Raw genomic sequence first — 26,920 nt, 5'->3', positions numbered from 1 at the left:
TTAAACATTTAGAACAACACCTTTTATGATATGATTTTGGGACTGATTTAAATTAAACTAGTTGCCAAAATTCCTATGAGAGTTTACGGTTATGCCCGTGTTAGCACGCAAGAACAAGCTGAGGAATTTGATGCATTAAATCAGCAAATAGCTAGATTAAAAACGGCGGGTGCAACGGAAATACTGATAGATATTGAGTCAGGACGTAGTGATTCGAGAAAACAATTTAATGAGTTGCTGTACTTGGTGCAACGAAATCAAGTTGATGAAATTATTGTCACTCGTGTCGATCGCTTGGGTAGGAGTGTGATTACTATTCATAAGGCGATCGAGATTTTCGTAAAGCATGAGGTTAATCTTAGGGTATTAGATGCACCAGTTGATCCTAATTCACCTTTTGGGTGGTTTAGTATTAATCAAATGTCCGGGTTGGCAGAATTTGAATCGAGGCTGTTATCCCAGAGGATTAAGCATGGAAATAATTATTTTCGTGAGCAACTCAAATTTTGTACTCCTCCATTTGGATACGGGAAAGACGAAAATCAGCGATTGGTTCCGAATCGGAATATTCATGAGAAATCGGGAAAAACCTATTTTGAACTAGGGAAGCTGATTATCGAGTTAATTTTAGAGATGCGATCGCTTAAAGATGTTTGCACCTATATTTACGTAGAATATGAAATAGTTTTTAGCGTCGCTGGTTTGCGAGATTGGGTAAAAAACCTGGCTCTACAAGGGCATACAGCTTATTTTGTCAAGAAGAAAAAAGGTGTTAACCGAGAGCCCATAATTAATTTTGATACTCACGAAGCTTTAGTTAGCGCTGCAACAGTAGAGGCAATTCAACAGAAGTTATCAGCGAATCGCAGATATCGCAGTTCTGCAACATCAACCCGTGGCGACTATCCACTTTCCAGTTTAATTAAATGCGCTCATTGTGGGGGAGGGATGTATCGGAACTTTTCCCGTCACAAAACCAAAACCGAATATATGCGTTGCGCGAATTACAGTAAACCGGGAAAATATCATTGTGAAAATTCCAAATGTACCCGACTGCGGGAAATAATTGCTCAGACCATTACAGAACTATGCAGACATGCACCGCAATTAATTGATCATTTACAAAGTCAATCAGTGACGACAGTAATTGTGAATACCAAAGAAATCGAAAACTTAAGTAATGAGTTGTCGGTGATGCGAGGACTTCGCAGTTCCAACCCTGATATCATTCATGCGATCGCTAAAATAGAGGAAACAATAAATAGCCTATCAACCCCTGTAAAAATCGTTGATAGGGATGCTTTTGAAAATGCCCAGAAGCAGATAACAATTGCTTCTCAGGCTACATTCTGGGAATCTTTGGATGATTTAGAACTGCGTGCAGCATTAGTTGAGTTTGTCGAGAAAGTAGAGGTGAATTCGTCAGGAAGCATTACCCCGACTTTTAAATTGCCATTAACCCGATCCTCAATGCGTCCGTAGGTTGTGATAAACTCTTCAGGAGACATATCCCCAACCTTCAAATCTCCGTAGTATCTTTCATAAGCTGCCAATAACCGATCATTGAGCATTTTTAAAACTTTTTGAGAATGTGTCGAAGTCATACAAAATTTTTGGGCATTTTTGGGCATTCTGTAGCGCTGTTTTTAGGTTATTACTTGGCTGAAATTTTTCTGTTAGCAGGGAACTACTTGAGAATCATTTATCGGTAATCGGTAACAAATTTCATTAAGAGCGCCAATGTTTCCTTGGTAGATTAGTAGTTAAGCGCAAATTGCTTAGAATGAAGTAATTTCACCGAAGAATCAAAGCAAAAACCATTTTATTCTGGAGAGAGGAAATTAGGAAATCTACACAATTATGCTCAAGCGATCGCATCTGCTACTGGCAGTTACGGGAATTTTATGTATTTTTAGTTACCCAGATATCCCATCTGTGCAGGCTCAAACAGTAACAAAATCAACCCTTGCTGCCAAGCCCAAACTCACTTTTAAACAGGAATTTGATCGACACACTAGTTTTGTGGATGAAAATTGTGTACGTCCAGAAAAACGTACCTTTGATGGGCTGAAATATGAACTATGCCGAATGGAAGATATTCATACCAGAGTTAGTATCGAAGGACCAGAGGGCGATAATGGACCAACAGCTTATTTTTATGGTGGGAAGCTGTTTGCCTTTAGAGATACAGGTAGTGGGCAAGCTTGGATATTTAAAAACGGAAAATTGATCGCAGAAGTAGAAGTGGGTTCTGTTGCCCCGGCTTATAACATGATCAAAACAACGTTCACCCCCAAAGAGCGGAAAAGTCAAACTGATTGGGCAATGAAGTCTACTCGGAGTATGCTCAAGGTTTTTGGCGCTAAATTGTGATTCATAAAAAAGACAGTTGCATCTATACTAATGAATTTTTTTTCATTTGGACTGTCTTGAAAAGTTTGTGGGGACGGCTTTCCGTCCACAAAACTTTTCGCTGCCTACTGCCTTCATTAACATTCAATTAATTTGTGAAAATTTGATATGATAAAAAACTTAAAAATGCTGGTTCTATTTTCTGCTTTGACATTAGGCTCAATTGTGTGCATTCAAACTCAACCTGCTGAAGCTAGAACAGTAAAGTGTAAACTTACTACCAATTGTGTGTATGGATCTGAAATAAGCGATCGCTGGATCAAAGGAGCAAGGTTTGAGCAAAAAGCTGACTTTCAGTCAGCTATAATTGAGTACAAAAAAGCCTTTAAAGCTTCAGAAAAGCTCACCTTTCCCGGTAAAACCCAAGCACAGATGAAATTACTTCGAGCCTGTGCTTCCACAGGTTCCTATGCCAGTCTACAGGGGGCAATAGCCGGGGCTGAGTATATGAAATTTCATCAACTTACAGCAGAACATACCAAAGCAGCAATCGAGATTTCCCGTAATAAATTTCGTGAGGTTTCTGACGCACAAGATGAGAAATTTCCAGAACTAGCTGGTAGTTGTCCATAGGTAACAGGGGTAGTTTCGGCTGCGCTCAACTACCTCTGTTACCTATACAATACATTAAAGCTCTCGCAAAATAAGGGTTGTGGTACTTAGTTCGCATAACCGCACCCTAATAGACGGACACCACTACCGTTACAAATATTAAAAATGCTTAACATTTCGTTACTATGAATATATCGAGAGAAACAAACCTCTCAATTTAGAAATATAAGGTAAACGCCATGAATAACACAATTCGTGTTGGCAATCTCTTCGGGATTCCGTTCTATATCCATCCATCCTGGTTTTTAGTGCTGGGTTTGGTGACATGGACTTATGGAAGTGGTTTATCAGCAGCATTTCCTGATTTAGGGAATGGATTCGCTTTACTACTGGGTTTGATGACGGCGTTGATGCTATTTGCTTCCGTTGTTGCCCATGAACTGGGGCATAGCTTTGTGGCTATTCGTCAGGGAATTGATGTTAAATCCATCACACTGTTTATATTTGGGGGTTTGGCAAGCTTAGAAAGAGAATCAAAGACTCCCGCCGAAGCCTTTTGGGTAGCGATCGCAGGTCCTTTGGTTAGTCTATTTCTATTCGGTATCTTTGCAGGGATTGGCTTTGGTACTGGTGTATCTGGAGCCTTGGCAGGAATTTTAGGGGTACTTGCTTCTGTTAATCTGTCGCTGTTTGCATTTAATTTAATACCTGGCTTACCCTTGGATGGTGGAAATATACTGAAAGCAATTGTCTGGAAAATTACAGGTAATCCCAACAAAGGAGTAGTATTTGCCAGTCGAGTTGGACAAGCTTTTGGTTGGATAGCGATCGCATCTGGCTTAATCCCGCTATTTTTGGTTGGCAGCTTTGGTAACTTCTGGAACTTGTTGATTGGCTTCTTCTTATTACAAAATGCCGGTAATGCAGCCCAAGTTGCCAGAGTACAAGAACAACTCACAGGTTTAACCGCTAGTGACGCTGTGAGTAATGATAGTCCAATTGTTTCTGCTGATCTGACTCTGAGAGAGTTTGCAGACGAGCAAATTATCAGTGGACAAAACTGGCAACGTTTTTTAGTCACCAACAATGATGGACAATTGGTAGGAGCAATATCTTTTGATAATATGCGTTCCATCCCGACGCAATTGTGGACAGAAACTCAAATCAAAGATGTCATGCAACCAATTGCCGAATCCACCACAGTCCAAGCTGACAAACCATTGTTAGAAGTGGTGCAGCTAATTGAGCAACAAAAACTCTCCGCATTAACTGTGATTCGTGAGAATGGTGTTTTGGTAGGTATCTTAGAAAAACCTGCAATTAGGCTTTTGCTTGAGAGAAGAATGCAAGCTAACCCTGCCTAATGCTACGACAAGTCTATCCTGTAGATTCTATCTTTTGATAAAAACCATGTCTAGCTACAGAAGGATTTGAGCCGAGAGTCAAATGAAGTAAAAATAGGATACGTGTAAAGAAAATAAAAACTGTATCCTATGCAACTAACTCATTTCAGCAAAAGACTTTCAACTGTAGGAAACTTCCTTGCTATAACAGTGCTTTGCCTTTCGGCTATAGCTTTCACTTGGCATTCTTCACTATTATCAAATACTACAGCAATAGCTGCACCTAGCGTAAATTTCATAGCTAACGCAGATTCTACAGTTAAAGGTAAAGCCAACGAAGATGCTGGACAAACTAAGAACTTTATTGATGATGCAGCAGATAAAGTTAAAAATACTGCAAAACGAAATGCAAGCAAAGTAGCAGAATCAACAGACGGCAATGGCAGTTTTGTCCAGCGCAAAGCTCTTAAAGATACAGCTACAATTCAACGTAGAGCCGATGAAGATGCAGCTAAAACCAAAAAAGCAGTAGATGATACAAAGAATGCTGTTGAACGCACTGTAGATAATATTAAAGACGCTTTTGGTAAATAGGATTCGATCTTTCATATTCCTAGCTATTTGATTCTGGTTAAGCATCGTGAACTAAGGCATACCAGAACAAACGGAAAACTTTTAAGATTTATGCTATTCCCTACTCCCGGATTTCTCACTTGTGAGAGACCCGGGTTTTGCTTTATCCACCTTACTTGAGTTTGATTCAATTCCCATTGACGATGGTAGCCTAATGTACGAAATCCTTTTCTAATTAGCGTTAATCTTTCTTTATTAATCTCTACATCCGCGAAAAATAGTATTGATTCTATTGAAAAATAATAACATTATCTCTACAAATTAAAATTAAATTAGAGGACTTTTTGTTGATGACTATTATTCCCAACGACTCTTTTCCCATAAATATCACGGTTAAAATTCGTAAATCTATCTATTCTGCGGAGTTATATTTTGATACAAAAGCTCACATTTCCTATTATCATGAGGTTACAGAAGCTGAAGATTGCTACATCAAATTACTGTTGTCAGAAGTAACATCAAAATATTATAATAAAGGTAAATTTTTCTTGCTTTTAGATCTGAGAAATGTTCCGAAAATTGGCATGGTGATTACTCCTCTAGATAAATTGAATGAACTGTACACATTCACAAAAAATACAGAAAATGAAATTCTTGTAACTGGAAATGGCAACAGTAATTAGCACCTCAGTTATTACCTAGTACGTGAAGGCAGGAGGCAGAAGGCAGAAGGAATAAAGCCAATAAAACAAGCTTTTGGTCTGTTTGTAATGGTTGGCTTATTTACGCCGAACTGTACTAGGAACATCCACTTTTTGAATATTGAATAAAAAAAATATTTTTTATTTGCGAAACAAAAACTGTGATGTACCCTTATTACCTTAACTTTAGCCATAACTAACAAACTTTTCCTGATTTATTATCTTATTACTTTCTAAGGAGCAATTATGTCAGAATTAGATTTACATCCTCACCTCGCGAAACTTCCAGAAGATGCACTCAAGGAACTTGCAGAATGGTGCATGTTGGATCAAGCGAAGGAAGGTGGATACGAATTTACTCCAGATAGCATCAAGTTAAAAAAATTCACTGGTGGACATTATGTTGAACAACTAGTGGATCAATTCATGAATGCGACTAGAAATACAATTGAAGGTGGAATGGCAGCATTCGCCGCTGGTAAAGAAGCTGACAACCATGATCTTAAGGGTTTACCAATTGTAGTAGATTTTATTTCTCTTTATGTGAAATATCTACTTCCTAAAGGGAAGAAAAGCACTTTATCTACTGATGAAAAGCTAGCTCAAGCATCTCAACAACAGTTCGATAAGTTAAATCAAATTGCGGCAAAATATAATGTAGTTTTGTAAATTTTTGCATCAATTACAGCTATATAGAATATTTTAATTTCATCTTAGAGAATAGTTAGATTCCCGATTGACAAAATCAGTTGGGAATTTTGTAGTCCGTGAAATTTTGATACAAATTTTAATTGTATTTTCAGTAAATACACTACCTGAGCATCATACCTAATAGAAGGCGATATGATAACATTCCTGGGAGTGAGTGCATAACCGATAAAAGATTATGGCTATAGTTTGGTTAATTCGGCATGGTGAGAGTGAAGCAAACGCAGGTTTGGTGACTGCGGAAGTAGAAAATATTAAATTGACGCAAAAAGGACAGCAACAAGCAAAAAAAGTAGCTTTATTTTTCAGTGAACAACCTTCGCTAATTGTTACTTCTCCTTATTTAAGAACTAAACAAACAGCGGAACCGACTATCGAGCGTTTTCCAAGAATTCCTCAAAGCGAGTGGGAAGTGCAGGAATTTAGTTATTTAGCAACTATGCGACGTAAAAATACAACTTTAAGTCAACGTGTTCCAATGGCTGAAGAATATTGGCAACGTTGTGATCCGTTTTATTCTGATGGAGAGGGTGCAGAGTCTTTTGCAAAAATGATCGAGCGTTGCTTTGGTTTGCAAAGGCAAATTTCTCAGCTAGAAAATAAATTTACTGCAATTTTTACCCACGAAATATTTATGAGAGTATTTATTTGGTTGTTGCTAACTAATTCACGAGAAATTAGTCCTGAAAGTATGCAGAAAATTAAGATTTTTCTAGATATATTTAAGGTTCCTAATGGTGGAATTGTGAAGTTACAAATTCAGAATTCTGATATTTGGATGAATGGTGTAGTTACGTCTCATCTCCTAGATTTAGTGTCTTGCGGAAGTTCTGTCTAGACTAAGAAATGTACAAACCCCTGAGTGATCTCAGGGGGTAAAATGGGATTTTTTTTGGTGAGATACAATCCCTAAATTGTGATAAAGGAATTTAAAATTACTCTTCTTCTTCCTCTTCGTCTTCGCAGAAAATTTCATCGATTATTTCTTCTGCTCTGGTATCTGATATTTTCAAAGCTTCTTGAAGTCCTGCGAGAAAATCCTCTTCTTCTTCAGGAAATTCACCATCAATAGATACGACTGTGACAGCTGTAACGTATGCAGCTTCTCGATAATTTTTGTTTGGTAAACTACCGATCGCTTGTGTAAATGCTTCCTCTGCTCCTTCTTCGTTAATGACTGCGATCGCACGATTATACAAGTTCACATAGTCTTCTTCGGAATAGTCTTCAAATCCGGAAACACTACATAACATTTCACCAAGAGCATAGTCTTCTTCATGTCCTAATTCGTCACCATCAGCAAGGGAGGAGAAAATGCCGACAACAGCAATTGCCACTTCTGGTTCTAAAGTAACTTGGGTATTACGACGAGAATTAGGAAAACTTCTTTTAGCCATGATTTACACTTTCCTTAGGGAATAAAACTCACATTGTTTAGTTGCTGTTTATACAACAAACTTCAGTTATACTTCCCCAAAAAGAAACAAAACTAACATGGAAATAATTTTTTTTCCAAATTAACTCGTTTTGCACTTAATTCCGCTGTAGCAATGAAGCGAACAATCGTTTTAACTACTATATGCAGCACTTTTTTTGAATTGGTATTAAGTTCTTAATTAATCTTTAAATCAATGCTAGCTATTATTGGTTGTGGAAATTTAAATCGTAGTGATGATGGAGTTGGTGTTTTGGTAGCGCAACGTCTGCAAAGATACCTAATTCAACATCCTCATCCAGATATACGGGTTTATGATTGCGGAACTGGAGGAATGGAGGTGATGTTTCAGGCACGGGGTTGTACAGAGCTAATTATCATTGATGCTAGTTGTAGTGATTCTGAACCTGGTGCAGTATTTGAGGTTCCTGGTGATGAACTTGTAGAGTTACCGGAGCCTGGTTATAGTTTACATGACTTCCGGTGGCATCATGCGATCGCATCGGGGAGGAAAATCTTTCCCCATGAGTTCCCCTTAGACGTGACGGTATACCTAATAGAAGCAGGAAACATTGACTTTGGTTGGGATTTAACTTCAAAGGTGGAGCAAGCACTCAATATTGTGTGTGAGAAGATTATCGAAAGGATTAGCAATATGTAGAGAATAAGATATCCTCAAAACTTGATTTTAAGCTTCTTCACGGTAAGCTCCCAACTCATCTACACGCATTTCAAATGGTATTCCCTGAGTTTCCGGAGGACAGACGCGAATTTTGGCACTAGCCACAACTTTCTTGAGTATGATTGCCATAGGTACCATACTGCGAAGAACTAACCAGTTTGTCACCTGATCTGGACACTCTACCACTAAAGTTAAAGCATCAGACTGAGTTGTCATGTACCATCGGCACCCAGACAGGAGATCTTGGAGAATGCGATCGCATTTATCATAGAAGTATTTACTTAACGAATACTCAAGTTGTTGCCGCAATATAATATCAGCAGATGTTAATTGCATTGGACGGGAATCATCAGAACTAAATTTTTTTTTCATCTCCCACTCACTTGATTATTGGTTGATTTTCAGTTATTATTATGAACCCAGGGAATTATGAGCTATCCGAAAATTTCTAGTATCTAGTTTATAGACACACAACATTGCAAACTGAATACTCAGAATCTGAATGGATAGGCTATTGTATGAATCTGTTTCTTGGCAAGCTAAAGTTTCAATGACTTGTGGATATTACAAAACCAAGACATTTTCTAGCAGCAATATTTAATATGTTCAGCCAATATTTTTGAAGGTAATTAAACTAGCAATCATCAAAAAAAAAGCTGAAAGATTCATCATATCTAACTTAATTACACTTATCCGACACATAATAATTGAATCCGGAAGAAACACAAATTTTATGTGCAGATCTTTTGTATGTAATATCGATTCAAATATTTTGTATTCAGAGCATTAAGTTAAATACTCATTTTCATCTATATCATAAATTAATTTACTCAAAAAAAAGCATTATTTGATACGAATCTGTGTGGATTTCGATTTTTTGTTTTTAAATAATCACAAACTTAAACAGTCATAGCTGATTACTAGCCATGACTGTGAAGTAAATTTGAGGTCAGAAATACCTCCCCGTACAAAGACGAGGAAGCTTCTCTGACTTCGTGAGTTTATACCTATACTAAGTAAGGTTCTTGGTGAGTTTTGATTGTACAGTTAGAACGAGGATAGGTAACACAAAGTAAAGCAAATCCTTTACCCATTTGATCATCATCCAAGAAAATTTGATCTGATTGATCTACTTCACCTTCAACAATTTTGCCAACGCAGCTAGAGCAAGAACCGGAATGGCAAGAGAAAGGTAGTTCAATACCTGCTTCTTCTGCACCATCTAAAATTGTTGTTTCTTCGTCTACCTCAATTACGGTATCAAGGTCTTCTTTCTTGTTGATTAATCTAACTTGATATGTTGCCATTGTTGTGTTCTCCTCTATTTTAAGAAACGAAATTACACCACTTTACCGATATTGCTAATTTTGCAAGATGGGTAAATATTTGATTGCTGGTAAGCCAAATGCTCGGTATTTTCTCAACAAGAAGCAGGGGTAGTGGTAAAAGGAGCTTTCGATACATGACCGCTACAAGAACTGCTATGGAGCGAAGCTGAACATGGGACGGCACGTTTTAGGAGTTGGATGACCCCCAAAAGCTGCCTTGTCTAATCCTTCCTGCTCCCTGCCCCTCTGCCCCTCTGCCTCTTCTTCAAGCTAGATAGATGAATGAGAGTTGGTTTATTTACAAGGTTTAGCTTCTGGAGTACAGTCACTAGCCTTGAATGATTTACCACAACCACAAGTATCTGTAGCGTTGGGATTAGCGAATTTAAAGCCACTTTCAATCACACCTTCAACAAAATCGATCACAATTCCTTCCAACAATGGCGCACTTTTAGGGTCAACAAAAATAAGTACTTTACCTTGTTGAATTACTAGGTCATCAGACTTGGGTGCGGAAGTGATTTCCATTCCATATTCATAGCCATTGCAACCCCCATCAGAAACAGAGATACGAATACCTTTGTTTGTTGGATTGGAGTCTGAAGACGAACCAAACAAAAAAGTTTGCAAGCGAAATTCTGCTTTTTCTGTTAGTGTAACAGCCATCGTTCCTCCAATTTGTTGGTAGTGTATTGTTGTAATTTATTAGTTGCCAATAATGACTTGTTGGGTGATGCTAACCTTAATCAATGATGAGTTTTTCAGACTTTATTGGTGACAATCATTAGCTTTGAAAGACTCATATAGGCTATCAATCAACTTTTAATCATTGACAACTAGTGATTTTGCTGGTGGTGAGAAGAAAAGTAACAACAAATAATACTTCGTTGATCACAAAGCCGAGATTCAGCTTAAATTCCGATCAGGAAGATAGTCGTTAACCAGCAGTGATAACTCAATATGAGATGTCTTGTGGTAAGCTCGCTGAAAGCCATAAGCGATCGCTTGTTTAAATTAACCCAGGAATATCCAGCATTCCTATTTGCAATTGGTGGTAGTTTCCACTGACTGAGGGGACGAATAACGCCAAGGTGCATTATTCCCACAGACTGGACATTCACGATCACGATGCGATCGTCTCTTCGCAAATTCCATCCGGTTCAAGTCAATCGTCAACAACTGCGATAGTAAGGGCTGACTAAATCCTGTAATTAATTTCACAGCTTCCAATGCAGTTAAACAAGCAAGTGTTCCAGAGACTGCACCCAAAACTGAGAAAGCGCGTTTATCCCAAACTGGCTTTTCAGGAAACAAACAGGATAAACATGGAGTTACACCAGGAATAATCGTGGTTAAATAAGCTTCCATTCCATCCATCGCCGATTCCACCATTGGTTTGCGATGACGCACACAAGCTTCATTGAGTAAATCTCTCTCAGTGAAATTGTGAGCGCAATCCAACGCCATATCAGCAGATTGCACCAACGAGTCTACATTTTCTGGGGTGATGTAGTCAAAGATTGCATCTACTTTGATATCGGGATTAATAGCTTCTAGGGTTTCCTTGGCTTTAAACACTCTGGGTTTACCAACCCAGTCATCCGCCATCAAAACCTGACGGTTCATGTCATCCAGCCGTAAGTCACCACCTCGAACTAGTATCAACCGACCAACACCCGCAACAGCCAGATACAGTGCTGCCGTACCGCCCAATCCTCCAACACCAGTAACCAGAACTGTAGCTGATTTCAGGCGCTTTTGTGCTAATTCGCCAAAATTAGGGAGCATTATTTGGCGGCGGTAACGTTCCAACTCGGTAGGCGTTAGGTCAATCACTTTGTACCTCCTAATCAGAAGTGATTTCTGTCAGCGTGACTACATTTTTTGGCTTATCATTAAACACTTTGAATAGCTTTTGCTCTTGAGGTGTTGATTCTAGAAAAACTTGATACGCTTGCTCTAAAGCTGCACGGTATTTATGAAGTTTTTCTGCAAAGCCTAAACCTGGGTTTTGTTGGTCTATTTCTTTAATATATAAAGAAAACTTTCTCAAAATATGTAAACGGTTGACATTTACCACTTTTGGTTCGTAAGCAAGTCCAAAAAACTTAAAATACTCCTCAGCTTCAACGATCTGATTAAAAGTATCAAAATCTGTGTTCATTGTGCTTGCTCCATATTTTTGAGTTGTTGTCTCATTTGTTCTAATTTACGAAAAATCTCATAGGTTTCTGCTGCCACATCCATCAATTGTTGATAGTTAGTTGGCAAACCTTCTGCTAAGTCATGTAAATCCATTTTCATTTGACCAGCTTTACTGTTGAGGCGTTTGATTTGCATTCTCAAATCCTCAATAGCTGTTTCTGTCATTTCAGCCATGACAACCTCCATCAAAAAGCGATATCAGCGTAGAACAAAGGAGCTAGATGTCGAAAACTTTTGAGAATAATTCAACGAGACAGACATTTTTCTGTTCCCTGTTCCCTGTTAAGAGTTCCCTTTTTTAAATTTCTCCAACTTCGGTAAAACGCTTACCTAATTCAATTGCATCTGCAACTAATTCCTCACCTGTTGCGGCTAGTTTCTCCAAAGAATCAAAGCCAAAACGGTGAGCATCACGCATGGTTTTACGAACCAAAATTAAATGACCTGCAAATACCAAAGCCCAGCCGAAACCTTCATGACCTAAATCCACAACTACTTGGGAAAGTAGACCTGTTTCTTTTTCGATACAAGCTGCTGCTGCACGGTAAAAAGCCATGATTCGGCTGAGGGTTGAAGGGTCAATTTCCCCATCTATAGAGATTTCACGCTTTTTCTGCTTGCTGACAACGTATGGTTTGAGGAGTAAATCATCCGACCAATTACGGTAAACACCATACACATCTTGCCCACGGATCTGTTGCGCGATCGCTTTCAGGAACGGAGAGCTATTTACTTCAAAGGAGGTATCCGGTTTTACACTATTTTTTTCACTCATACGCTTGCTTCCTCGTCAATTTCTTCCTCAAAACTTTTTGGTTTTTCTAGTAATGCTTTGCGTAACCAAGGTGGTGGATTTCCCTTTAAGGTTTCCACTAGTTTTGCCAAAATCTCAGCAATCTTTTCATCGTCAGATTTGGCTTTGACTGGTGTCACACCTTTTTTAATTAACTTGGCAGCAGCAGTTCCCCCAATTGCGGAAACATAAACAATTTTGCAATCGTTTAAAGCATCAAGTTTTGGTGTAACTTTATCTTCGTTACCATCTTGTTTTAAGTCACCTTCAAAATGTAAGGTTTCTAAAAAACTGTAACCTTTGTCTGATATTTCATACACATCAATTATTTTTGCCCAGCCAAAGTGAGCATTTACATGTGTATTGTCACTAGTCGTAAAAGCTATTTTCATGGTTTGTTCTCCTCTATTTTGATGAGCAGTTCTGTAGAAGCTATATTCTCTGCAAATATGGGATGATAGCTAATAATTTCGAGTTGAAAATGTTGCTGTAAAATTCGCAATTTATTAATTAAATACAGCCAATTCATCAGACATGAATTATCAGAAAAAAACTGTAGAGACGAGAAATATCACGTCTCTCTTGATATTTCCGGGAAATGCATGTTGATATATCAATTACATTTCAAAATCTAAATCCCTAGCTTTTTTTTCCTCATCTTCTAGGAGAATATTCCCAATTTCAAATAAAATATCCATCGTCCCTTGATACCCAATCTTATTCATTTGTCCATTTCCTAGACGGTCAAAAATGGGAATGCCTTGACGGTATAGGGGAATTCCTAAATGTTTAGAAATAGTAGCTGCATGGGAATTACCTATTAATAAATCTGAACCAATCGCTAGTTGTTCAAAATCTTCATAGTCACCAATAACTACTGTTTCAACTGGTAATGCTTCTAAAAGTGGAGAACGTGTGGTAGTTACAGCCGCTTGAATTTCTGCCCCCATAGATCGCAAAAATAAAACTGTTGACCACAACAAATCTGGTTCTAATGCTAACGATACCCGCTTGTGACCAAAATAAAAGTGCGTATCTAACATCGCATCTTGCAATTGCCGACGTTGATGACGAAATTTCTCTGGTACACTATTTCCACTTAAGTCTGCCAATGCTTGCATAAATTCGTCTACTGGTTGCAAACCTGTCAACTCGGAAAATACTTCATAGGGGATATTAAAGCGTTTTTCTAAAATTGCGGCAGCTTCGCGGACACTTTCACCCAAAGCAATTGTGAAGGCAGAACTGCCAACTTTTTTCAGTTGTGCTAAAGTCGTTCCACCCACTGTAATTGGACTCCAAGCATCATCTAAATGACCATCCATAGAAGTGGATAAATCAGGGACAACAATTGGTTCCAATCCAAACGCTGTGACTATTTCTTTCACATGCTGAATATCTCCAGGTGTAAAAGCCGAACTTGCTAAAATTGTCACCTGTCGCGGTTCAATTGCACCTGCTTCAGGTACCTCTTTGACGATAGACGCGATCGCATTCGCAAATCCGTCCTGTAATGCACCTCGAAAATCTGGTGTCGATACCAAAATAATTGGTAATTTATCTAGCTCTGGATGACGCTTGCGGAAATCTTTCATGATTCCCTCCATATCATCACCCCGCGTTTCTGTCAAGCTAGTTGTACATAAGCCAATAATTTCCGGGTTGACTTTTTCTACCAAGGTGAGAATCGCTTGCTCGATATTGTCTTCTCCACCCAAAATAGTAGTCACCTCAGTCATTGCCGTTGTGGATAACGGAATAGCCTCCCGAAAGTGGCGCACCAAAACCACTTTGGCAAAAGCCGTACAACCTTGGGAACCATGCAGTAATGGTATCATCCCCTTCAAACCCAAAAACGCGATCGCTGCACCTAACGGTTGGCTTTGTTTGAGTGGATTAACCACAACTGGTTTATTTGGAATCGAGACTATCGCCATTCTTATTTACCCCCTAGGATGTTTTTTCCATTGATTTGATTTCCCCTGACTATGAAGAGGCAGGGGAGCAGGGGTGCAGGGTGCAAGGGGGAAAACTGAGACGGAGCTTGTACTCCGCACTCTTTTAGAGCGCCCTAGAAGGGCGGGGCTTGATACCCAGATTCCGCTCCATGGCTCCGGGGCAGGGCTTGCTCCCCCTGCTCCCCCTCTCCCTGCCCCTCTGCTTCTTCAGTGACACCCTAATCAAAATACACAGATTTCTCAATGATTAATTCCATCTCCCAAGGCGCAGGTTTACGAATCTGTTCCCACACTGGACTATGTAAAGCCTCATCCAATTCCCTTGCCATATTCACCATCCCGTTATAACCAGCATAGGTATGATGACGCTCTTGGTTAATATCTAAAAAAGGAATTCGAGCTTTCAAAGCAGTATATTGATTTCGTCCACCTGCAATTAACATCTCCGCATTGGTTTCATCAATTACGCGGAGAATTTCTTGGGGATTTCCTTTCTCCAACATAATCCCATCCACCCCAAGTAACTGTTTAATTCGAGCTTTATCTTCCTCAGTACTCTTTTTCGTACTGGTAGCAACAACGTGCATTCCTAAATCCTGTGCAGCCGAAATAATCGACCAGCTTTTAACTCCACCAGTATAGATAACTACTCTTCTATCTTTGAGGCGAGTCCGATAACCAGCCAAAGCAGTATCTAACTTTGCTGTTTCTTCGGCAATCAACTTTTCTGCACGCTCTTTTAACTCAGTACCCCCCAGTTTTGCAGCAATATTTCGTAAGCATCTATTCATATCCTCCACACCGTAAAATGACTCTTCGATGTAGGGAATACCATATTTATCCTCCATTTTTCGCGCCATATTAATCAGCGCTTTGGAGCAAATCATCACATTTAATTTGGCACGGTGAGCATAGCATACTTCCTCGTAGCGAGCATCACCTGTAATTTTTGAGAGAACACGAACTCCCAGCTTTTCTAACAGCGGTAAGATATTCCACATCTCCCCGGCAATGTTGTACTCACCAATCAAATTAATGTCATAAGGTGTTGTATATTCAGGTTCTGCAAAACACTTATTACAACATGGTAGCTAGTGAGGGATCACCAAAAAAATATCGGATTTGAGCGTCACACTACGGTAAGTGAGCCTTGATATATTCATGCGATCGCTACAAAGAATTGCGATTCCATTGGCTCACATAGTGATAGAGTAAAAAACGACCTAAAAATTTGGCGTTGCTAAATTACGGTATGGATTTAAAATGTAGAGACGCAATACATTGCGTCTTCCAAGGATTTCTCTCATTACGCAAAATTGTTTTCATACATCAAGTCAGCAACGCCAAAAATCTGATTACTGTAGGTGTATTATGTCAACTCCAAGTGCCAAAGGTCTGTACATTGCTCTAATCAGCGTGCATGGCTTGATCAGAGGTCAGAATTTAGAACTGGGACGCGATGCTGATACTGGCGGACAGACCAAATACGTAGTAGAACTTGCTCGTGCCTTATCCCATCTACCTGGTGTAGGGGCAGTAGATCTGTTCACCCGTTTGGTGGCTGCCCCCAAATTAGATGCAGACTACAGTCAGGAAATTGAATCTTTGGGAAACGGGGCACGCATTGTTCGTATAGTAGCTGGGTCGCCAGAAGAATATATCTCAAAACAATTTCTGTGGGATTACTTGGACAGTTTTGTTGATAATATGTTGGTCTTTATCCGTAATTCTCACCAGGTTCCTGACATTATTCACAGCCATTATGCAGACGCTGGCTATGTCGGTAGCCGTCTAGCTCATTTCCTGAATGTTCCCCTCGTACATACTGGTCATTCTTTAGGTCGGGTGAAACGCCGCCGTTTGCTAGCTACTGGTATATCTTCAGACGAAATCGATCGCCGCTATAATATGGCACGCCGTATTGAAGCCGAAGAGATTACCCTAACTAGTGCCGATCGAGTGATTACCAGCACCCAACAGGAAATTGAAGAACAATATGAACTGTACGATTGCTATCAACCTGATCGGATGCGTGTCATTCCCCCAGGTACCGATCTGGAGTTGTTTTATCCGCCTAAAGGGGATGAATGGCAAACACCCATTGGTCAAGTAATTTCCCGTTTTTTAAACGAGCCAAATAAACCCCTGATTTTAGCTTTATCTCGTCCAGATACCCGTAAAAATATTGGTGCCTTGGTAGATGCCTACGGTAGTTCAGAAAGGTTACAGGAATTGGCAAATCTACTGATTATTGCAGGTAATCGGGATGACATCAGTGATATGGATGAGGGCGCACAGGAAGTCCTGACAAATCTATTTCTGGCTATCGATCGCTACGATCTTTATGGTCGGGTGGCTTATCCGAAACACCACAAAGCTGATGAAGTACCATACATTTACCGCCTTGCTGCCCTATCTGGTGGCGTGTTTGTGAATCCAGCATTAACTGAGCCTTTTGGGTTAACTCTGCTGGAAGCGGCAGCTAGCGGTTTGCCGATAGTGGCAACTGAGGACGGCGGACCATGTGGTATAATTGGCAACTGCGATAATGGCATCCTCATCGATCCTTTAGACAGCGATACTATTGTGGCGGCACTACTAAACCTATTGGAGAACCCCAAGGAGTGGCAACGTCGGGCTGACAACGGTTTGTGTAACGTAGAGAAACACTATTCCTGGAAGGCTCACGCTACTACTTATCTAAGTACAATTCGTCCGTTGGTTGATAAAACTGAGGTAGTAGAGCCAACTCCACTAACCCGTCGCCCCATACTGCATCACGATCGCATCATCGTCACAGACTTAGATCAGAGCCTATTGGGGAACCCTGCCGACTTACCCCGTTTTATTGAGGTGCTACGGGAAAATCGTAAATACACTACCTTTGGAATTGCCACTGGTAGGCGCTTAGATACTGCCCTCAAGGCTCTTCGCCAATACCATATTCCCGAACCAGATGTCCTGATTACCAGTGGCGGTACCGCCATTCATTATAACCCGGATCTCACCGCAGATATTTGGTGGTCACAGCATATAGATCGGCGTTGGACACCGCAGGAGGTACGGCGGGTGCTATCTGATTTGCCAGGTTTAGAATTGCAACCGAAACTGCAACAGAGTCGATTTAAAATTAGCTATTTCTACGATTCTGATCTTGCACCTTCAGTAGAAGAGATTAATAGTCTGCTTTATCAAGAAGATTTAGCGGTGAATGTTATCCTCTCATTCGGACAATACCTGGATATTTTACCAATCCGAGCATCTAAAGGGCAGGCTTTACGCTATGTTGCTGACAGGTGGGGGATTCCCTTAGAACAAATATTGGTAGCGGGTGGTTCTGGTGCCGATGAAGATATGATGCGGGGCAATACTTTGGCAGTGGTAGTAGCTAATCGTCATCACGAAGAACTGTCACATTTGGTTAATAGCGATCGCATTTACTACGCAAAGCAGGCTTATACGTTGGGAATTATCGAAGCCATAGAGCATTTTGACTTCTTCCACAGATAAACTAAGATCCAAAGTGAAATGCGATCGCGTCAGCGACTCCCAGAAGGAGTATCGCTTAACTCAACTAACCATCATCACACCTGAAGATTGGGATATAGGGAAAATTTCACGCTACTTAGCAATGCTTGAGCCGTGAAGGGTTTTGGTAAGCACTTTTGAATGCCAAGGTTCATCTTTTGAGTATTATTCCAATTCAGCATTAATCCGCTCATTGCAATGATTTTCACCTGTGGATTTATGCGTTGCAATGCCAGAATCGTACTATAACCATCCATCCCTGGCATAATCATATCTGTTAGCACCGCACTGATGTTGTCTTGATATTGATCATATAGAGTTAGTCCTTCTACTCCATTGCTAGCAGTCAAAACTCTATAATTATGAGCTTCTAAGGTATTTTTGGCAATTTCGCAAATTGTGGTTTCATCATCCACCACTAGAATCAATTCATTATTGCCATTTAGCAACTCTGCATTATCTGCTACCATAGTTTCGGTTGCTTGGTTACTGGGCAAAAATACCTGAAAACGGCTTCCTTTCCCAACTTCACTATATACATTCACAAAACCGCCGTGACTTTTGACAATACCCATAACTGTGGAAAGTCCTAAACCAGTTCCTTTACCTACCTCTTTGGTAGTAAAAAAGGGATCAAAAATACGGTCTATAATTTCTGGTGGGATGCCCATCCCAGTATCAGTAATCGTAATTGCAATATAGGGACCAACTTCCGCATCAATATACATGCGAGCATAATTTTGATCAATCCAGATATTTTCAGCGCTAATAGTCAAATTACCACCATCGGGCATTGCATCACGAGCATTAACTATTAGATTCATTAATACCTGATGAATTTGAGTTGCATCTGCATGAACTGTCCACAAATCAGGTTCCATATTCGTCTGGGTTTCGATAGATTTGAGGAAGGTACGTCTGGCAACCTGTGCCACATCTGCAAGTAAGTGACGAACTTGGATAATAGTACGACTCCCTTCCAATCCTCCACGGCTAAAAGACAAGATTTGGCTAACTAAATCGGCTCCACGTTTGGCACTACTTTCTAGTATTTTTAATAATTGTTGGTTACTGCTATCGATGTCAGGAAGTTTGAGTGGTAGTAATTGAGCAACCGCCAAAATTGGAGTCAGAATATTATTAAAATCGTGGGCAATGCCGCTAGCAAGAGTTCCCAAGCTTTCCAAACGTTGAGCGCGGAGAAATTGCGCCTGTAGTTGTTTTTTATCGGTAATATCAGTACTGACCGTCAAAATGGACTTTGGGGAGCCAAATTCATCTAGCACCAACGTCCAGCGACTTTCGACGATAATTTTCTTACCGCCTTTTGTAACTTGCTGTAACTCACCTTGCCATTTTCCTGTTCTTGCTAAGGTTGTTTGGATTTCTGTAAATGGGGGTAAAGTATCCTCAGATTTATACAAAAGCTCAACAGCATTTTTAGCTAAAGCTTCATCTGAGTGCCACCCATATAAACGCTCGGCTCCTTTGTTCCAAAATAAAATATGGTGCTGCATATCTCGAACAAAAATTGCGTCGGTGGCAACATCGAGTAAGGCAGCTTGTTCACGGATTTTTTGTTCTGCTTGCAAGCGATGGGTTACATCGTCAATTAAAACCAAGTTTGCCTGCCTACCTGCAAACAGGAGGGTACGTATAACTACCTCAACATTGATTAAACTGCCGTCTTTTTTATAATGCTTCCAAAAACTGGTTTTTTGATTAGTTTCTGTTGTAGATAATGTTTGATGTAATCTTTCTATTTCTTCGAGGGGAATAATATCAGCAATCGTCATTTGCAAAAATTCCGATTCCGAATAACCATAATGTGCGATCGCAGCCTGATTTACAGCTAGAAAAACCAAGGTTTCGGAGTCAAACACCCACATCGGATGGGGATTACTTTCAAACAACAGACGATACCGCGCTTCCGAATCTCGCAAAGCTTGTTCTGCCATGTGCCGTTTATGACGATCTTGCACTTCTCGCAATTCTCGCTCTACCGCAGGCACCAAACGAGCCAGATTACCTTTAATTATGTAATCATTTGCTCCAGCCTTCATGGCAGCAACTGCAATATCCTCGCCAATCGTGCCAGAAACAATAATAAATGGCAAATCTAATTTTAAGCTCTGGAGAAGTTTTAGGGCTTCCGGAGCACTAAAAGCAGGTAGTGTGTAATCTGCAATTATAATATCCCACGGTTGTTCTTCCAGAACCGCTTGCATCTCAGCAGGAGTATCAACCCGAACATAATCCACTTCATATCCACCTCGGCGTAACTCCCTCAAGGTTAAGAGAGTATCATCTTCAGAATCCTCGACAATCAGTACACGCAGATAAGGCATAATTTTCACTACTTCCTTAACTTGGTGGTGGTTCGTTCATCAATAGCCAGTACATCCCCAATTGCCGAATCGCATCTGAAAACTGAATAAAATCTACAGGTTTGCGGATGTAACTGTTGCATCCTAAACTATAACTATCTAGCATATCTTGTTCTTCACTAGAAGTGGTAAGAATCACGATCGGCAAAAGTTTAGTGCGCTCATCTTCTCGTAAACGACGTAGCACCTCAATGCCATCAACACGAGGTAATTTGAGATCGAGCAAAATCACCGTTGGTTTAATACTAATGTCTCGTCCAGCATGAATGCCAGTCCCAAACAGAAAATCAAGGGCTTCAACTCCATCATGTGCCACGACAATCTCATTACTGATGTGATTTCGCTTCAAAGCTCGGATTGCCAAAGCCTCGTCATCAGGATTATCTTCAACTAAAAGGATAATTTTGTCTTTTACTGTCACGCAAACCTCCTGGGAGATTGGAAGCTCTGTAGCTTGAGCCTTGGAATCAAAATCGACTCAGGCAGCTTTAACTGCCGTGATAATTTGAAATTAATACGAATAATGATTTTTTAGGACTATAAACTCTATCCTAAGCGATTAAGCTGCGACACATCCAATTTTGATATCAGACGCGGGCAATCTTGCCCGCACCACAATTATCTGGCGTTTTTGGCTTGCAAGGAAAAATTAGCAGCGATTTACCTGGGAGGTTTTCAACAAAATCCGGTCAATGGCTTGGGTTAGTCGTTGTCCTGACTGACCAGGTTGATTGACCACAATGCTAAAGGCAATGGTTCCATAGTCGGGATTTTCTAGGTATCCAGAAAGGGAGCGAACCCCCCGCAAAGTTCCCGTTTTACCAAAGAGTCGTCCTTGAACTGGGGTATTTAAAAAACGACCCCGTAGGGTTCCGTTAACTCCAGCGATCGCTAAGGAGTTATAAAACAAATCTCGTTTTGCTTGTATTTTTTGTAACAATGAATTTTCTGCGTTAACTTCATTCGGACGACGAACATACATTCTTTCTAGCACTCCAACTAATGTGGATGGGGTCGCACGATTATTCCGAGATAATCCGGATCCATCGACTTGTTGGTAAGCACTAGTGTCCACACCCAGATTAGAAAGGGCAGTCATTGCGGCTTTTTTCCCTCCAATGCGACGCAATAGCAAGTTTGCTTTGGGATTGTTGCTGTAACGATTCACCGCAGTTAGCAAATCACCCAGGGATGCCAGTTTTTCTGGACGGTTTTCAGTGTAAAACTGCAATACTGCCGCCGTCGTCAATAGTTTGATATTTGATGCGGGGATGAGATTAATATTGGGATTGTGTTGATAAAGACTTCCAGGTTCCGCAATTGGTTTGATGACAATTCCCCATTTTGCTGTCTTAAAAGTCGGATTATTAACAATCGAAGTGATCCCATTTTTCAAATCAGCTTCGCAAAATCTCGGTCTCATCGGCTGCACACCAAAGGGAAGTGATTGGGACTCAGATGCGGCAAATTCGGCAGGTTGGGGTGCTTGAACAACATTAGCCTCGGCTCGTTTAAAATTCTCCAGACTAATACTAGTTGTTAGGGTCGTTAATGTTACTGCTACTTTAGAAAGCCGAATAGGAGCTTGTGTTTTGGGTTTTCCCATCTTGTCTCACACTAGTTTTTACAAAACTTCTTCACACGTAAATTATTTGCGTGCAAAATTTAATAAAGATTTTATCTTTACCCATTAAATACTATACTCCTTAATAACTAGTAATCTTGCGTAACATTTAGCAATATATTTGTCAATTACAGAGGTTTTTCTTGCAACCAAATTTAGGTTTCAAGATTCGTCCTTCTGGAAAAGGTGCAGTAAATCCCATCCCCTATTTACCGCCATGGGTATAAGGGTTTTCTATTATTGGTAGTTGTGGGTATTGACACGCGATCGCGTACTCTGAGAAACATCATACAATTTGAGAACCACTACAGTGTGTCGTCAGTTCAGTATAGGTAATTTACCCCATTGCCTCCTCTGCTACTAATGTAAAGTAAAAAGTAGCACCTTGATTTACCCCTGCTTCTGTCCAGATTTTTCCACCATGCCGATGGACAATTCGCTGTACCGTTGCCAGTCCAATCCCGTTGCCAGGAAATTCTTGGAAACTATGTAATCGTTGGAAGGGAGCAAATAATTTATCAGCATAGGACATATCAAAACCTGCTCCATCATCTCGCACAAAGTAAGTTGCAATACCTCCTTCAGGAGTTATCATTCCCACCTCAATTTTGGCTGTTGAGTGCTTAGAGGTAAACTTCCAGGCATTATTTAGGAGATTTTCCAGCAGCAAGTTAAGCAAACGACTATCTCCTTCGGCAGTTAACCCAGCTTGGATGAGGAATTCTACCGAACGTTCTGGTTGATTTTCCTCTAAATCAGTAGAAATATTACTAGCTAACAGGCTCAAATTTACCGCTTCGATATGCATCTCACAGCGTGTCACCCGTGAAAGATTCAACAGGTCATCTATTAAATATCCCATGCGTTGTGTCGCTGCCCTAATCCGACGCAAATAATCTTGTCCATTTGCGTCCAATTGTTCCTGATAATCTTCTAATAGTGCCTGACTAAAACCGTCAATACTGCGTAAAGGTGCCCGTAAGTCATGGGATACTGAGTAACTAAAAGCCTCAAGCTCCTTATTTACTGCCCTCATTTCGATAATCGCACGTTGCAGTCCCTGATTTAAAGTTTGTACTGCTTGTTCTGCTTCTTGACGTTCCACTATTTCTGCTTGCAGTTGAGCCATCAGTTCTGCATGTTTTAGTGCTACCCCCAGATGACTGGCAATTTGTTTGACAAAATCGATTTCTGTCGGTTGCCATTCTCGCGGAGCGGAACATTGATGAATACAAAGCAATCCCCAGAGGTTTTCACCCTGTAATAATGGTACTGCTAAGTTGGCTCTAACTTGAAATTGCGACAAAATTTCGATGTGGCAGTCGCTCAAACCGAAACTATAAATATCAGCAACTGCTTGAATTCGTCCTTGTTGGTAATGTGCGGCAAATTGCTCACCAAAACAATGATCATGGATTTTTTGCTTCATCGCCGAAGAAAATGCTGGATCTACATCTTCCGAGACAAATTTCCCATCATCCCAACCAGAATCTGGGTAAAAACGAAACATACCCACTCTATCTGCCAACAAAAGTTGGCGAACTTCGATAGCAGTGGCTTGGAAAATTGTTTCCAAATCTAGAGGTTCACGCAGCCTGGTAATGACGCGAAACAGTGCTTTTTGTTGTTCGAGCCGGAAATTAGCCTGCTGAATTTGCAAATTTAAATGCTGAAATTCACCTGCTATAATCTGCTTTAATTGCTCGAATGCGGCTTCATCCCGACACAATTTTTGCAAACTTGTCAATATCTCTGGGTTCATTTTTCCTTGTTTTGATCTCTACATGCTAGTTTAGAATCAAAAGTTTGCAAGAAAATACAAAATAAGAATTGGGATACTCTCCATCTATCGTTTGGTCAATAGACTTTTTTGTACTCAATATTTAGTGGGGTTTTTACTGCAAAGCAATTAGAGTACTCCAAGAAAAAAATGCCCAGTTGCCATTGTGTAAGGCACTTTGGGCAATGACGGGTTTTGGATCATTTCATTTATTGGTTAGAACACTCTTAGGTTTCTTCTGAGACTGGATGCTCCCGAATAGTTAGAATTTTCTGCTCAAAATAATGGTTTAGTAACCGATCACTCTTGATAAAATGTCTAATCTCAGTAACCTGTTCGCTGCTGACTTCGTTTTCTCCAGGAATAAAGTTGATTCCCAAGATAGTTATCTGAGGTGGGAGATATTTCCCTGTTTGTTTATAAATTATAGTAGCCATAAACCGACATAATAGTCTCCAGAATCCAACGTTGTGTAGAGATTTAGATTCGGAGAGGCGTTTGTTTTAGATATTAAAAAAATCATTCACATAGCCGAAAGAATTTCTCTATCGATCTAATTATAACATCTAGAATAGCAAGTCAGGCAGACCTGCCGCCAAGTCTAGCGACGAGGGTTTTTAATTTCCTGAATTTCTGGAGACTTGGGGACAAAGTTTCTGTAATTTTTCTTTTCCCCCTTGCCTAGGCTGTTGACTCTGTAGCTTTTTCATAGGTTTAATTTTCACTTAACATCCTTGCTCTAACTTGTTCCTTGTCTCTGGCAAGGAATATAGAATTGAAGCCGGAGCCTCCAGTCCATCACGCAAAAATTGTATGAACAAAAAGCGTGAAATTACATCAAAATTTACAGCCTAGCCTACACCCCTATTGCCCCCTGGGTTTTTCTCAACAAATTTAACAGCACAACAGACTGAACTCTGCTATAATCCAAAGCTGCGGCATTCGCTTTCAGTCTTTGCGTTAGTTGCCTATCCAGCCCTTCAAATCATACGCGTCCGCCTAAGACTGATGCCGCCATTGGCGACAGGCCGATGTTATTTCCGGAGTACTATGTCTTTTTCTACACTCGGCTTGTCCAATGAAATTGTCCGTGCTGTAACCGAGCGGGGTTACACAAAACCTACACCAATTCAAATGCAAGCGATTCCCGCTGTATTGTTGGGTGGTGATATTCTCGCTGGTGCCCAAACTGGAACTGGAAAAACCGCCAGTTTTACTTTACCACTCCTACATCGTTTGTCGTCATCTGATAATAGCCAGGATAATAGTGTCCAAGATGCTTCTGTGGAGACAAGTAGGGGGGTAGGAAGCAGGGATAATTTTCCGATTGTGAATCGGTTAAAGCCTAATTTAAAAACTACTGGTGGATACCCTCGAATTCGAGCGCTAATTTTGACCCCGACACGGGAACTTGCGGCACAGGTACAAGAAAGTGTCCATGATTATGGAAAGTACCTAAATTTGAGATCCATGGCAATGTTCGGTGGTGTCAGTATTAATCCACAAAAACAACGTTTGAGAAATGGTGTAGATATTCTGGTTGCCACACCAGGAAGACTTTTAGACCATGTACAACAGGGTACTGTAAACCTCTCAGGTATTGAGGTTTTGGTGTTAGATGAAGCGGATAGAATGCTAGATATGGGTTTTATTCGTGATATCCGGCGTATTCTTTCCCTTTTACCCAAAGAACGACAGAATTTGTTGTTTTTCGCCACATTCTCCGACAGTATTAAGGAACTTGCCGCAGGGTTACTAAATCGCCCAACAATGATTGAGGTGGCACGGCGCAATGTAACTGCTGATACAGTATCACAGAAAATCTACCAGGTAGATCACGACAAGAAACGCCTACTATTGGCTCACTTGATTAAAAAAGATAACTGGTATCAGGTGCTGGTTTTTACCCGCACAAAGCATGGGGCTGACCGCTTAGTTAAGCAGTTGGGAGAAGATAGAATCCAAGCCCTGGCAATTCATGGTAATAAGAGTCAGTCGGCACGTACTGCTGCTTTGGCAAAGTTCAAGAATGGGACTTTACAGGTGTTAGTGGCTACAGATATTGCCGCGCGGGGTCTTGATATTAGTGATTTGCCCCATGTAGTCAACTTTGATTTACCCAATGTACCAGAGGATTACGTGCATCGGATTGGTCGTACTGGTCGGGCTGGTGCCAAAGGTGAGGCTGTATCATTAGTGTGTACGGATGAACAACCATTGTTGGCAGAAATTGAAAAATTGATCGCTAAGAGATTGCCAAGGGAAGAAATTACTGGCTTTTTCTCCCATCCACACCCACATAAATCATCCGAATCAATTCCAGAAGGGCGTAAACAAAGACCAAAAGGTGGATATGATCAACGAACCTCTGCAAGAGGTGCTAAATCATCACCGCAAACATCGCCAAAAAAATCGGCAGCGCGAACTGTAGCGGGTGGTTCAAAATCTGGTACCAAGAAACCTGGAACACGACGTTCTGGTAAACGTGATGCTCCTCCGGAACGCAGAAGCGATCGCTAATTCAGATTTATCCTGATAATCCATAGAAAATAATAACTTTCCCGGTGATGCGATCGCATCACCGGGATTTTTGCAGATGCTTCATGAAGAATTATTACAAGCACCTAAGCCTTTACGAAAGAAACAATTAGGACTCTGATGAATAAACACATAGCTCAAAACTTAAAATTTTGAAGTTTTCACACAGAGCCTCAGCACACTTTCAGTAAAAATTAGGAAAATAGACCTATGACAGACCCCATTTTTCTATGGAACGAAGTCGCACTTGAAGCTAACCGCATTAGTCACACCAACGGAAAAGGTGAACAAACTGAACCAGTTTTAAGGGACTAGCGTCAAAATAAAGTACCAGATGAAAACTGTGAATCCATCATAAAACGGTAAAGTCTGA

At 40.4% G+C, this 26,920-nt stretch carries 26 protein-coding genes and 1 pseudogene; 11 read left to right on the top strand and 16 right to left on the bottom strand.

Translation table 11 applies throughout. The features are described from left to right. Positions 1-75: 75 nt before the first annotated feature. The 8 genes from xisF (at position 76) to CAL6303_RS01020 (ending at position 7,127) form a co-directional block, all read left to right on the top strand. Positions 76-1,482 carry a fdxN element excision recombinase XisF gene (xisF, locus tag CAL6303_RS01055; protein WP_015195985.1) on the top strand — a complete coding sequence of 469 codons (1,407 nt, stop codon included), beginning with the start codon at positions 76-78 and terminating at the stop codon, positions 1,480-1,482. 378 nt (positions 1,483-1,860) lie between these two features. Then, a complete protein-coding gene (locus CAL6303_RS01050) occupies positions 1,861-2,373 on the top strand; it encodes a hypothetical protein (protein ID WP_015195983.1) in 513 nt (170 codons plus the stop codon). Between the two features lie 165 nt (positions 2,374-2,538). Then, positions 2,539-2,985, top strand: a complete 447-nt coding sequence (locus tag CAL6303_RS01045) for a hypothetical protein (RefSeq protein WP_158333117.1) — start codon at positions 2,539-2,541, stop codon at positions 2,983-2,985. A 218-nt stretch (positions 2,986-3,203) separates the two neighbouring features. After that, positions 3,204-4,328 carry a site-2 protease family protein gene (locus CAL6303_RS01040; RefSeq protein ID WP_015195981.1) on the top strand — a complete coding sequence of 375 codons (1,125 nt, stop codon included), beginning with the start codon at positions 3,204-3,206 and terminating at the stop codon, positions 4,326-4,328. A 129-nt stretch (positions 4,329-4,457) separates the two neighbouring features. Further along, a complete protein-coding gene (locus CAL6303_RS01035) occupies positions 4,458-4,901 on the top strand; it encodes a hypothetical protein (protein ID WP_015195980.1) in 444 nt (147 codons plus the stop codon). A gap of 329 nt (positions 4,902-5,230) precedes the next feature. Continuing rightward, entirely contained in the window at positions 5,231-5,563 is a 333-nt protein-coding gene (locus CAL6303_RS01030) for a hypothetical protein (protein WP_015195979.1), read from the top strand. A gap of 264 nt (positions 5,564-5,827) precedes the next feature. After that, a complete protein-coding gene (locus CAL6303_RS01025) occupies positions 5,828-6,250 on the top strand; it encodes a hypothetical protein (RefSeq protein ID WP_015195978.1) in 423 nt (140 codons plus the stop codon). A 217-nt stretch (positions 6,251-6,467) separates the two neighbouring features. Further along, positions 6,468-7,127 carry a histidine phosphatase family protein gene (locus CAL6303_RS01020; RefSeq protein ID WP_015195977.1) on the top strand — a complete coding sequence of 220 codons (660 nt, stop codon included), beginning with the start codon at positions 6,468-6,470 and terminating at the stop codon, positions 7,125-7,127. A gap of 97 nt (positions 7,128-7,224) precedes the next feature. Here the strand turns inward: CAL6303_RS01020 and CAL6303_RS01015 are convergent, their stop codons facing one another. Next, a complete protein-coding gene (locus CAL6303_RS01015; RefSeq protein ID WP_015195976.1) occupies positions 7,225-7,686 on the bottom strand; it encodes a tellurite resistance TerB family protein in 462 nt (153 codons plus the stop codon). 234 nt (positions 7,687-7,920) lie between these two features. On the opposite strand from CAL6303_RS01015, the gene CAL6303_RS01010 reads away from it, so the two are divergent. After that, entirely contained in the window at positions 7,921-8,385 is a 465-nt protein-coding gene (locus CAL6303_RS01010; RefSeq protein ID WP_015195975.1) for a hydrogenase maturation protease, read from the top strand. A gap of 27 nt (positions 8,386-8,412) precedes the next feature. On the opposite strand, the gene CAL6303_RS01005 is transcribed toward CAL6303_RS01010, so the two are convergent. From CAL6303_RS01005 to CAL6303_RS00960, 10 genes and pseudogenes are all read right to left on the bottom strand, one after another. Beyond that, positions 8,413-8,778 (bottom strand): hypothetical protein, encoded by a 366-nt coding sequence (locus CAL6303_RS01005; RefSeq protein ID WP_015195974.1) that lies wholly within the window; start codon positions 8,776-8,778, stop codon positions 8,413-8,415. A gap of 635 nt (positions 8,779-9,413) precedes the next feature. Beyond that, positions 9,414-9,713 carry a 2Fe-2S iron-sulfur cluster-binding protein gene (locus CAL6303_RS01000; protein WP_015195973.1) on the bottom strand — a complete coding sequence of 100 codons (300 nt, stop codon included), beginning with the start codon at positions 9,711-9,713 and terminating at the stop codon, positions 9,414-9,416. A gap of 315 nt (positions 9,714-10,028) precedes the next feature. Continuing rightward, positions 10,029-10,400 (bottom strand): HesB/IscA family protein, encoded by a 372-nt coding sequence (locus tag CAL6303_RS00995; protein WP_015195972.1) that lies wholly within the window; start codon positions 10,398-10,400, stop codon positions 10,029-10,031. 372 nt (positions 10,401-10,772) lie between these two features. After that, positions 10,773-11,570 (bottom strand): HesA/MoeB/ThiF family protein, encoded by a 798-nt coding sequence (locus CAL6303_RS00990; protein WP_015195971.1) that lies wholly within the window; start codon positions 11,568-11,570, stop codon positions 10,773-10,775. Positions 11,571-11,580: 10 nt separating this feature from the next. After that, positions 11,581-11,898, bottom strand: a complete 318-nt coding sequence (gene nifW, locus CAL6303_RS00985; protein WP_015195970.1) for a nitrogenase-stabilizing/protective protein NifW — start codon at positions 11,896-11,898, stop codon at positions 11,581-11,583. Next, entirely contained in the window at positions 11,895-12,113 is a 219-nt protein-coding gene (locus CAL6303_RS00980; protein WP_015195969.1) for a CCE_0567 family metalloprotein, read from the bottom strand. Before CAL6303_RS00980 ends, nifW begins: the two co-directional genes overlap by 4 nt. 124 nt (positions 12,114-12,237) lie before the next feature. Next, the gene (locus tag CAL6303_RS00975) at positions 12,238-12,714 is read right to left on the bottom strand and encodes a NifX-associated nitrogen fixation protein (RefSeq protein ID WP_015195968.1); all 477 of its coding nucleotides are present in this window, start codon (positions 12,712-12,714) and stop codon (positions 12,238-12,240) included. Next, entirely contained in the window at positions 12,711-13,124 is a 414-nt protein-coding gene (gene nifX, locus CAL6303_RS00970; RefSeq protein ID WP_015195967.1) for a nitrogen fixation protein NifX, read from the bottom strand. The genes CAL6303_RS00975 and nifX overlap by 4 nt, the downstream gene beginning before the upstream one ends. Before the next feature lie 225 nt (positions 13,125-13,349). Further along, positions 13,350-14,669, bottom strand: coding sequence for a nitrogenase iron-molybdenum cofactor biosynthesis protein NifN (gene nifN / locus CAL6303_RS00965; RefSeq protein ID WP_015195966.1), 1,320 nt, complete (start codon positions 14,667-14,669; stop codon positions 13,350-13,352). A 239-nt stretch (positions 14,670-14,908) separates the two neighbouring features. After that, positions 14,909-15,757, bottom strand: a pseudogene (locus tag CAL6303_RS00960) (nitrogenase component 1); the annotation flags it as partial. Between the two features lie 304 nt (positions 15,758-16,061). Between CAL6303_RS00960 and CAL6303_RS00955 the strand changes: the two are divergent. Further along, positions 16,062-18,200 carry an HAD-IIB family hydrolase gene (locus CAL6303_RS00955; protein WP_015195965.1) on the top strand — a complete coding sequence of 713 codons (2,139 nt, stop codon included), beginning with the start codon at positions 16,062-16,064 and terminating at the stop codon, positions 18,198-18,200. Positions 18,201-18,274: 74 nt separating this feature from the next. Here CAL6303_RS00955 and CAL6303_RS00950 read toward each other — a convergent pair whose 3' ends face one another. The 5 genes from CAL6303_RS00950 to CAL6303_RS00930 all read right to left on the bottom strand — a co-directional run bounded on the left by CAL6303_RS00950 (position 18,275) and on the right by CAL6303_RS00930 (position 24,446). After that, positions 18,275-20,566, bottom strand: a complete 2,292-nt coding sequence (locus CAL6303_RS00950) for a PAS domain S-box protein (RefSeq protein ID WP_015195964.1) — start codon at positions 20,564-20,566, stop codon at positions 18,275-18,277. A gap of 16 nt (positions 20,567-20,582) precedes the next feature. Continuing rightward, positions 20,583-21,026: a response regulator gene (locus tag CAL6303_RS00945; protein ID WP_015195963.1), complete on the bottom strand. Its 444-nt coding sequence runs from the start codon at positions 21,024-21,026 to the stop codon at positions 20,583-20,585. Between the two features lie 228 nt (positions 21,027-21,254). Further along, positions 21,255-22,211, bottom strand: a complete 957-nt coding sequence (locus CAL6303_RS00940) for a D-alanyl-D-alanine carboxypeptidase (RefSeq protein WP_015195962.1) — start codon at positions 22,209-22,211, stop codon at positions 21,255-21,257. A gap of 355 nt (positions 22,212-22,566) precedes the next feature. Then, on the bottom strand, positions 22,567-23,991 hold the full coding sequence (locus CAL6303_RS00935; RefSeq protein ID WP_015195961.1) for a GAF domain-containing protein: 1,425 nt from the start codon (positions 23,989-23,991) through the stop codon (positions 22,567-22,569). 245 nt (positions 23,992-24,236) lie between these two features. Then, positions 24,237-24,446 (bottom strand): hypothetical protein, encoded by a 210-nt coding sequence (locus CAL6303_RS00930; RefSeq protein ID WP_015195960.1) that lies wholly within the window; start codon positions 24,444-24,446, stop codon positions 24,237-24,239. A gap of 613 nt (positions 24,447-25,059) precedes the next feature. Here CAL6303_RS00930 and CAL6303_RS00925 point away from each other — a divergent pair. Continuing rightward, the gene (locus CAL6303_RS00925; protein WP_015195959.1) at positions 25,060-26,529 is read left to right on the top strand and encodes a DEAD/DEAH box helicase; all 1,470 of its coding nucleotides are present in this window, start codon (positions 25,060-25,062) and stop codon (positions 26,527-26,529) included. Positions 26,530-26,920 lie beyond the last annotated feature (391 nt).

The sequence above is a fragment of the Calothrix sp. PCC 6303 genome (genome assembly GCF_000317435.1).
Classification (GTDB): Bacteria; Cyanobacteriota; Cyanobacteriia; order Cyanobacteriales; family Nostocaceae; genus PCC-6303.
The sequence above is the reverse complement of the archived record's forward strand: the minus strand, read 5'-3'. Positions and strand labels throughout refer to the sequence as shown.

Excerpts from the sequence above, each read along its gene's own strand:
- CAL6303_RS00950 (WP_015195964.1), bottom strand. The coding sequence starts at position 20,566 with ATGCCTTATCTGCGTGTACTGATTGTCGAGGATTCTGAAGATGATACT.
- CAL6303_RS01030 (WP_015195979.1), top strand. The coding sequence starts at position 5,231 with ATGACTATTATTCCCAACGACTCTTTTCCCATAAATATCACGGTTAAA.
- CAL6303_RS00955 (WP_015195965.1), top strand. The coding sequence starts at position 16,062 with ATGTCAACTCCAAGTGCCAAAGGTCTGTACATTGCTCTAATCAGCGTG.
- CAL6303_RS00930 (WP_015195960.1), bottom strand. The coding sequence starts at position 24,446 with ATGGCTACTATAATTTATAAACAAACAGGGAAATATCTCCCACCTCAG.
- CAL6303_RS00975 (WP_015195968.1), bottom strand. The coding sequence starts at position 12,714 with ATGAGTGAAAAAAATAGTGTAAAACCGGATACCTCCTTTGAAGTAAAT.
- nifX (WP_015195967.1), bottom strand. The coding sequence starts at position 13,124 with ATGAAAATAGCTTTTACGACTAGTGACAATACACATGTAAATGCTCAC.
- nifW (WP_015195970.1), bottom strand. The coding sequence starts at position 11,898 with ATGAACACAGATTTTGATACTTTTAATCAGATCGTTGAAGCTGAGGAG.
- xisF (WP_015195985.1), top strand. The coding sequence starts at position 76 with ATGAGAGTTTACGGTTATGCCCGTGTTAGCACGCAAGAACAAGCTGAG.
- CAL6303_RS00980 (WP_015195969.1), bottom strand. The coding sequence starts at position 12,113 with ATGGCTGAAATGACAGAAACAGCTATTGAGGATTTGAGAATGCAAATC.
- CAL6303_RS01010 (WP_015195975.1), top strand. The coding sequence starts at position 7,921 with ATGCTAGCTATTATTGGTTGTGGAAATTTAAATCGTAGTGATGATGGA.
- CAL6303_RS00925 (WP_015195959.1), top strand. The coding sequence starts at position 25,060 with ATGTCTTTTTCTACACTCGGCTTGTCCAATGAAATTGTCCGTGCTGTA.
- CAL6303_RS01050 (WP_015195983.1), top strand. The coding sequence starts at position 1,861 with ATGCTCAAGCGATCGCATCTGCTACTGGCAGTTACGGGAATTTTATGT.
- CAL6303_RS01045 (WP_158333117.1), top strand. The coding sequence starts at position 2,539 with ATGCTGGTTCTATTTTCTGCTTTGACATTAGGCTCAATTGTGTGCATT.
- CAL6303_RS01015 (WP_015195976.1), bottom strand. The coding sequence starts at position 7,686 with ATGGCTAAAAGAAGTTTTCCTAATTCTCGTCGTAATACCCAAGTTACT.
- CAL6303_RS00995 (WP_015195972.1), bottom strand. The coding sequence starts at position 10,400 with ATGGCTGTTACACTAACAGAAAAAGCAGAATTTCGCTTGCAAACTTTT.
- CAL6303_RS00935 (WP_015195961.1), bottom strand. The coding sequence starts at position 23,991 with ATGAACCCAGAGATATTGACAAGTTTGCAAAAATTGTGTCGGGATGAA.
- CAL6303_RS01025 (WP_015195978.1), top strand. The coding sequence starts at position 5,828 with ATGTCAGAATTAGATTTACATCCTCACCTCGCGAAACTTCCAGAAGAT.
- CAL6303_RS01035 (WP_015195980.1), top strand. The coding sequence starts at position 4,458 with ATGCAACTAACTCATTTCAGCAAAAGACTTTCAACTGTAGGAAACTTC.
- CAL6303_RS01005 (WP_015195974.1), bottom strand. The coding sequence starts at position 8,778 with ATGAAAAAAAAATTTAGTTCTGATGATTCCCGTCCAATGCAATTAACA.
- nifN (WP_015195966.1), bottom strand. The coding sequence starts at position 14,669 with ATGGCGATAGTCTCGATTCCAAATAAACCAGTTGTGGTTAATCCACTC.
- CAL6303_RS01040 (WP_015195981.1), top strand. The coding sequence starts at position 3,204 with ATGAATAACACAATTCGTGTTGGCAATCTCTTCGGGATTCCGTTCTAT.
- CAL6303_RS01020 (WP_015195977.1), top strand. The coding sequence starts at position 6,468 with ATGGCTATAGTTTGGTTAATTCGGCATGGTGAGAGTGAAGCAAACGCA.
- CAL6303_RS00940 (WP_015195962.1), bottom strand. The coding sequence starts at position 22,211 with ATGGGAAAACCCAAAACACAAGCTCCTATTCGGCTTTCTAAAGTAGCA.
- CAL6303_RS01000 (WP_015195973.1), bottom strand. The coding sequence starts at position 9,713 with ATGGCAACATATCAAGTTAGATTAATCAACAAGAAAGAAGACCTTGAT.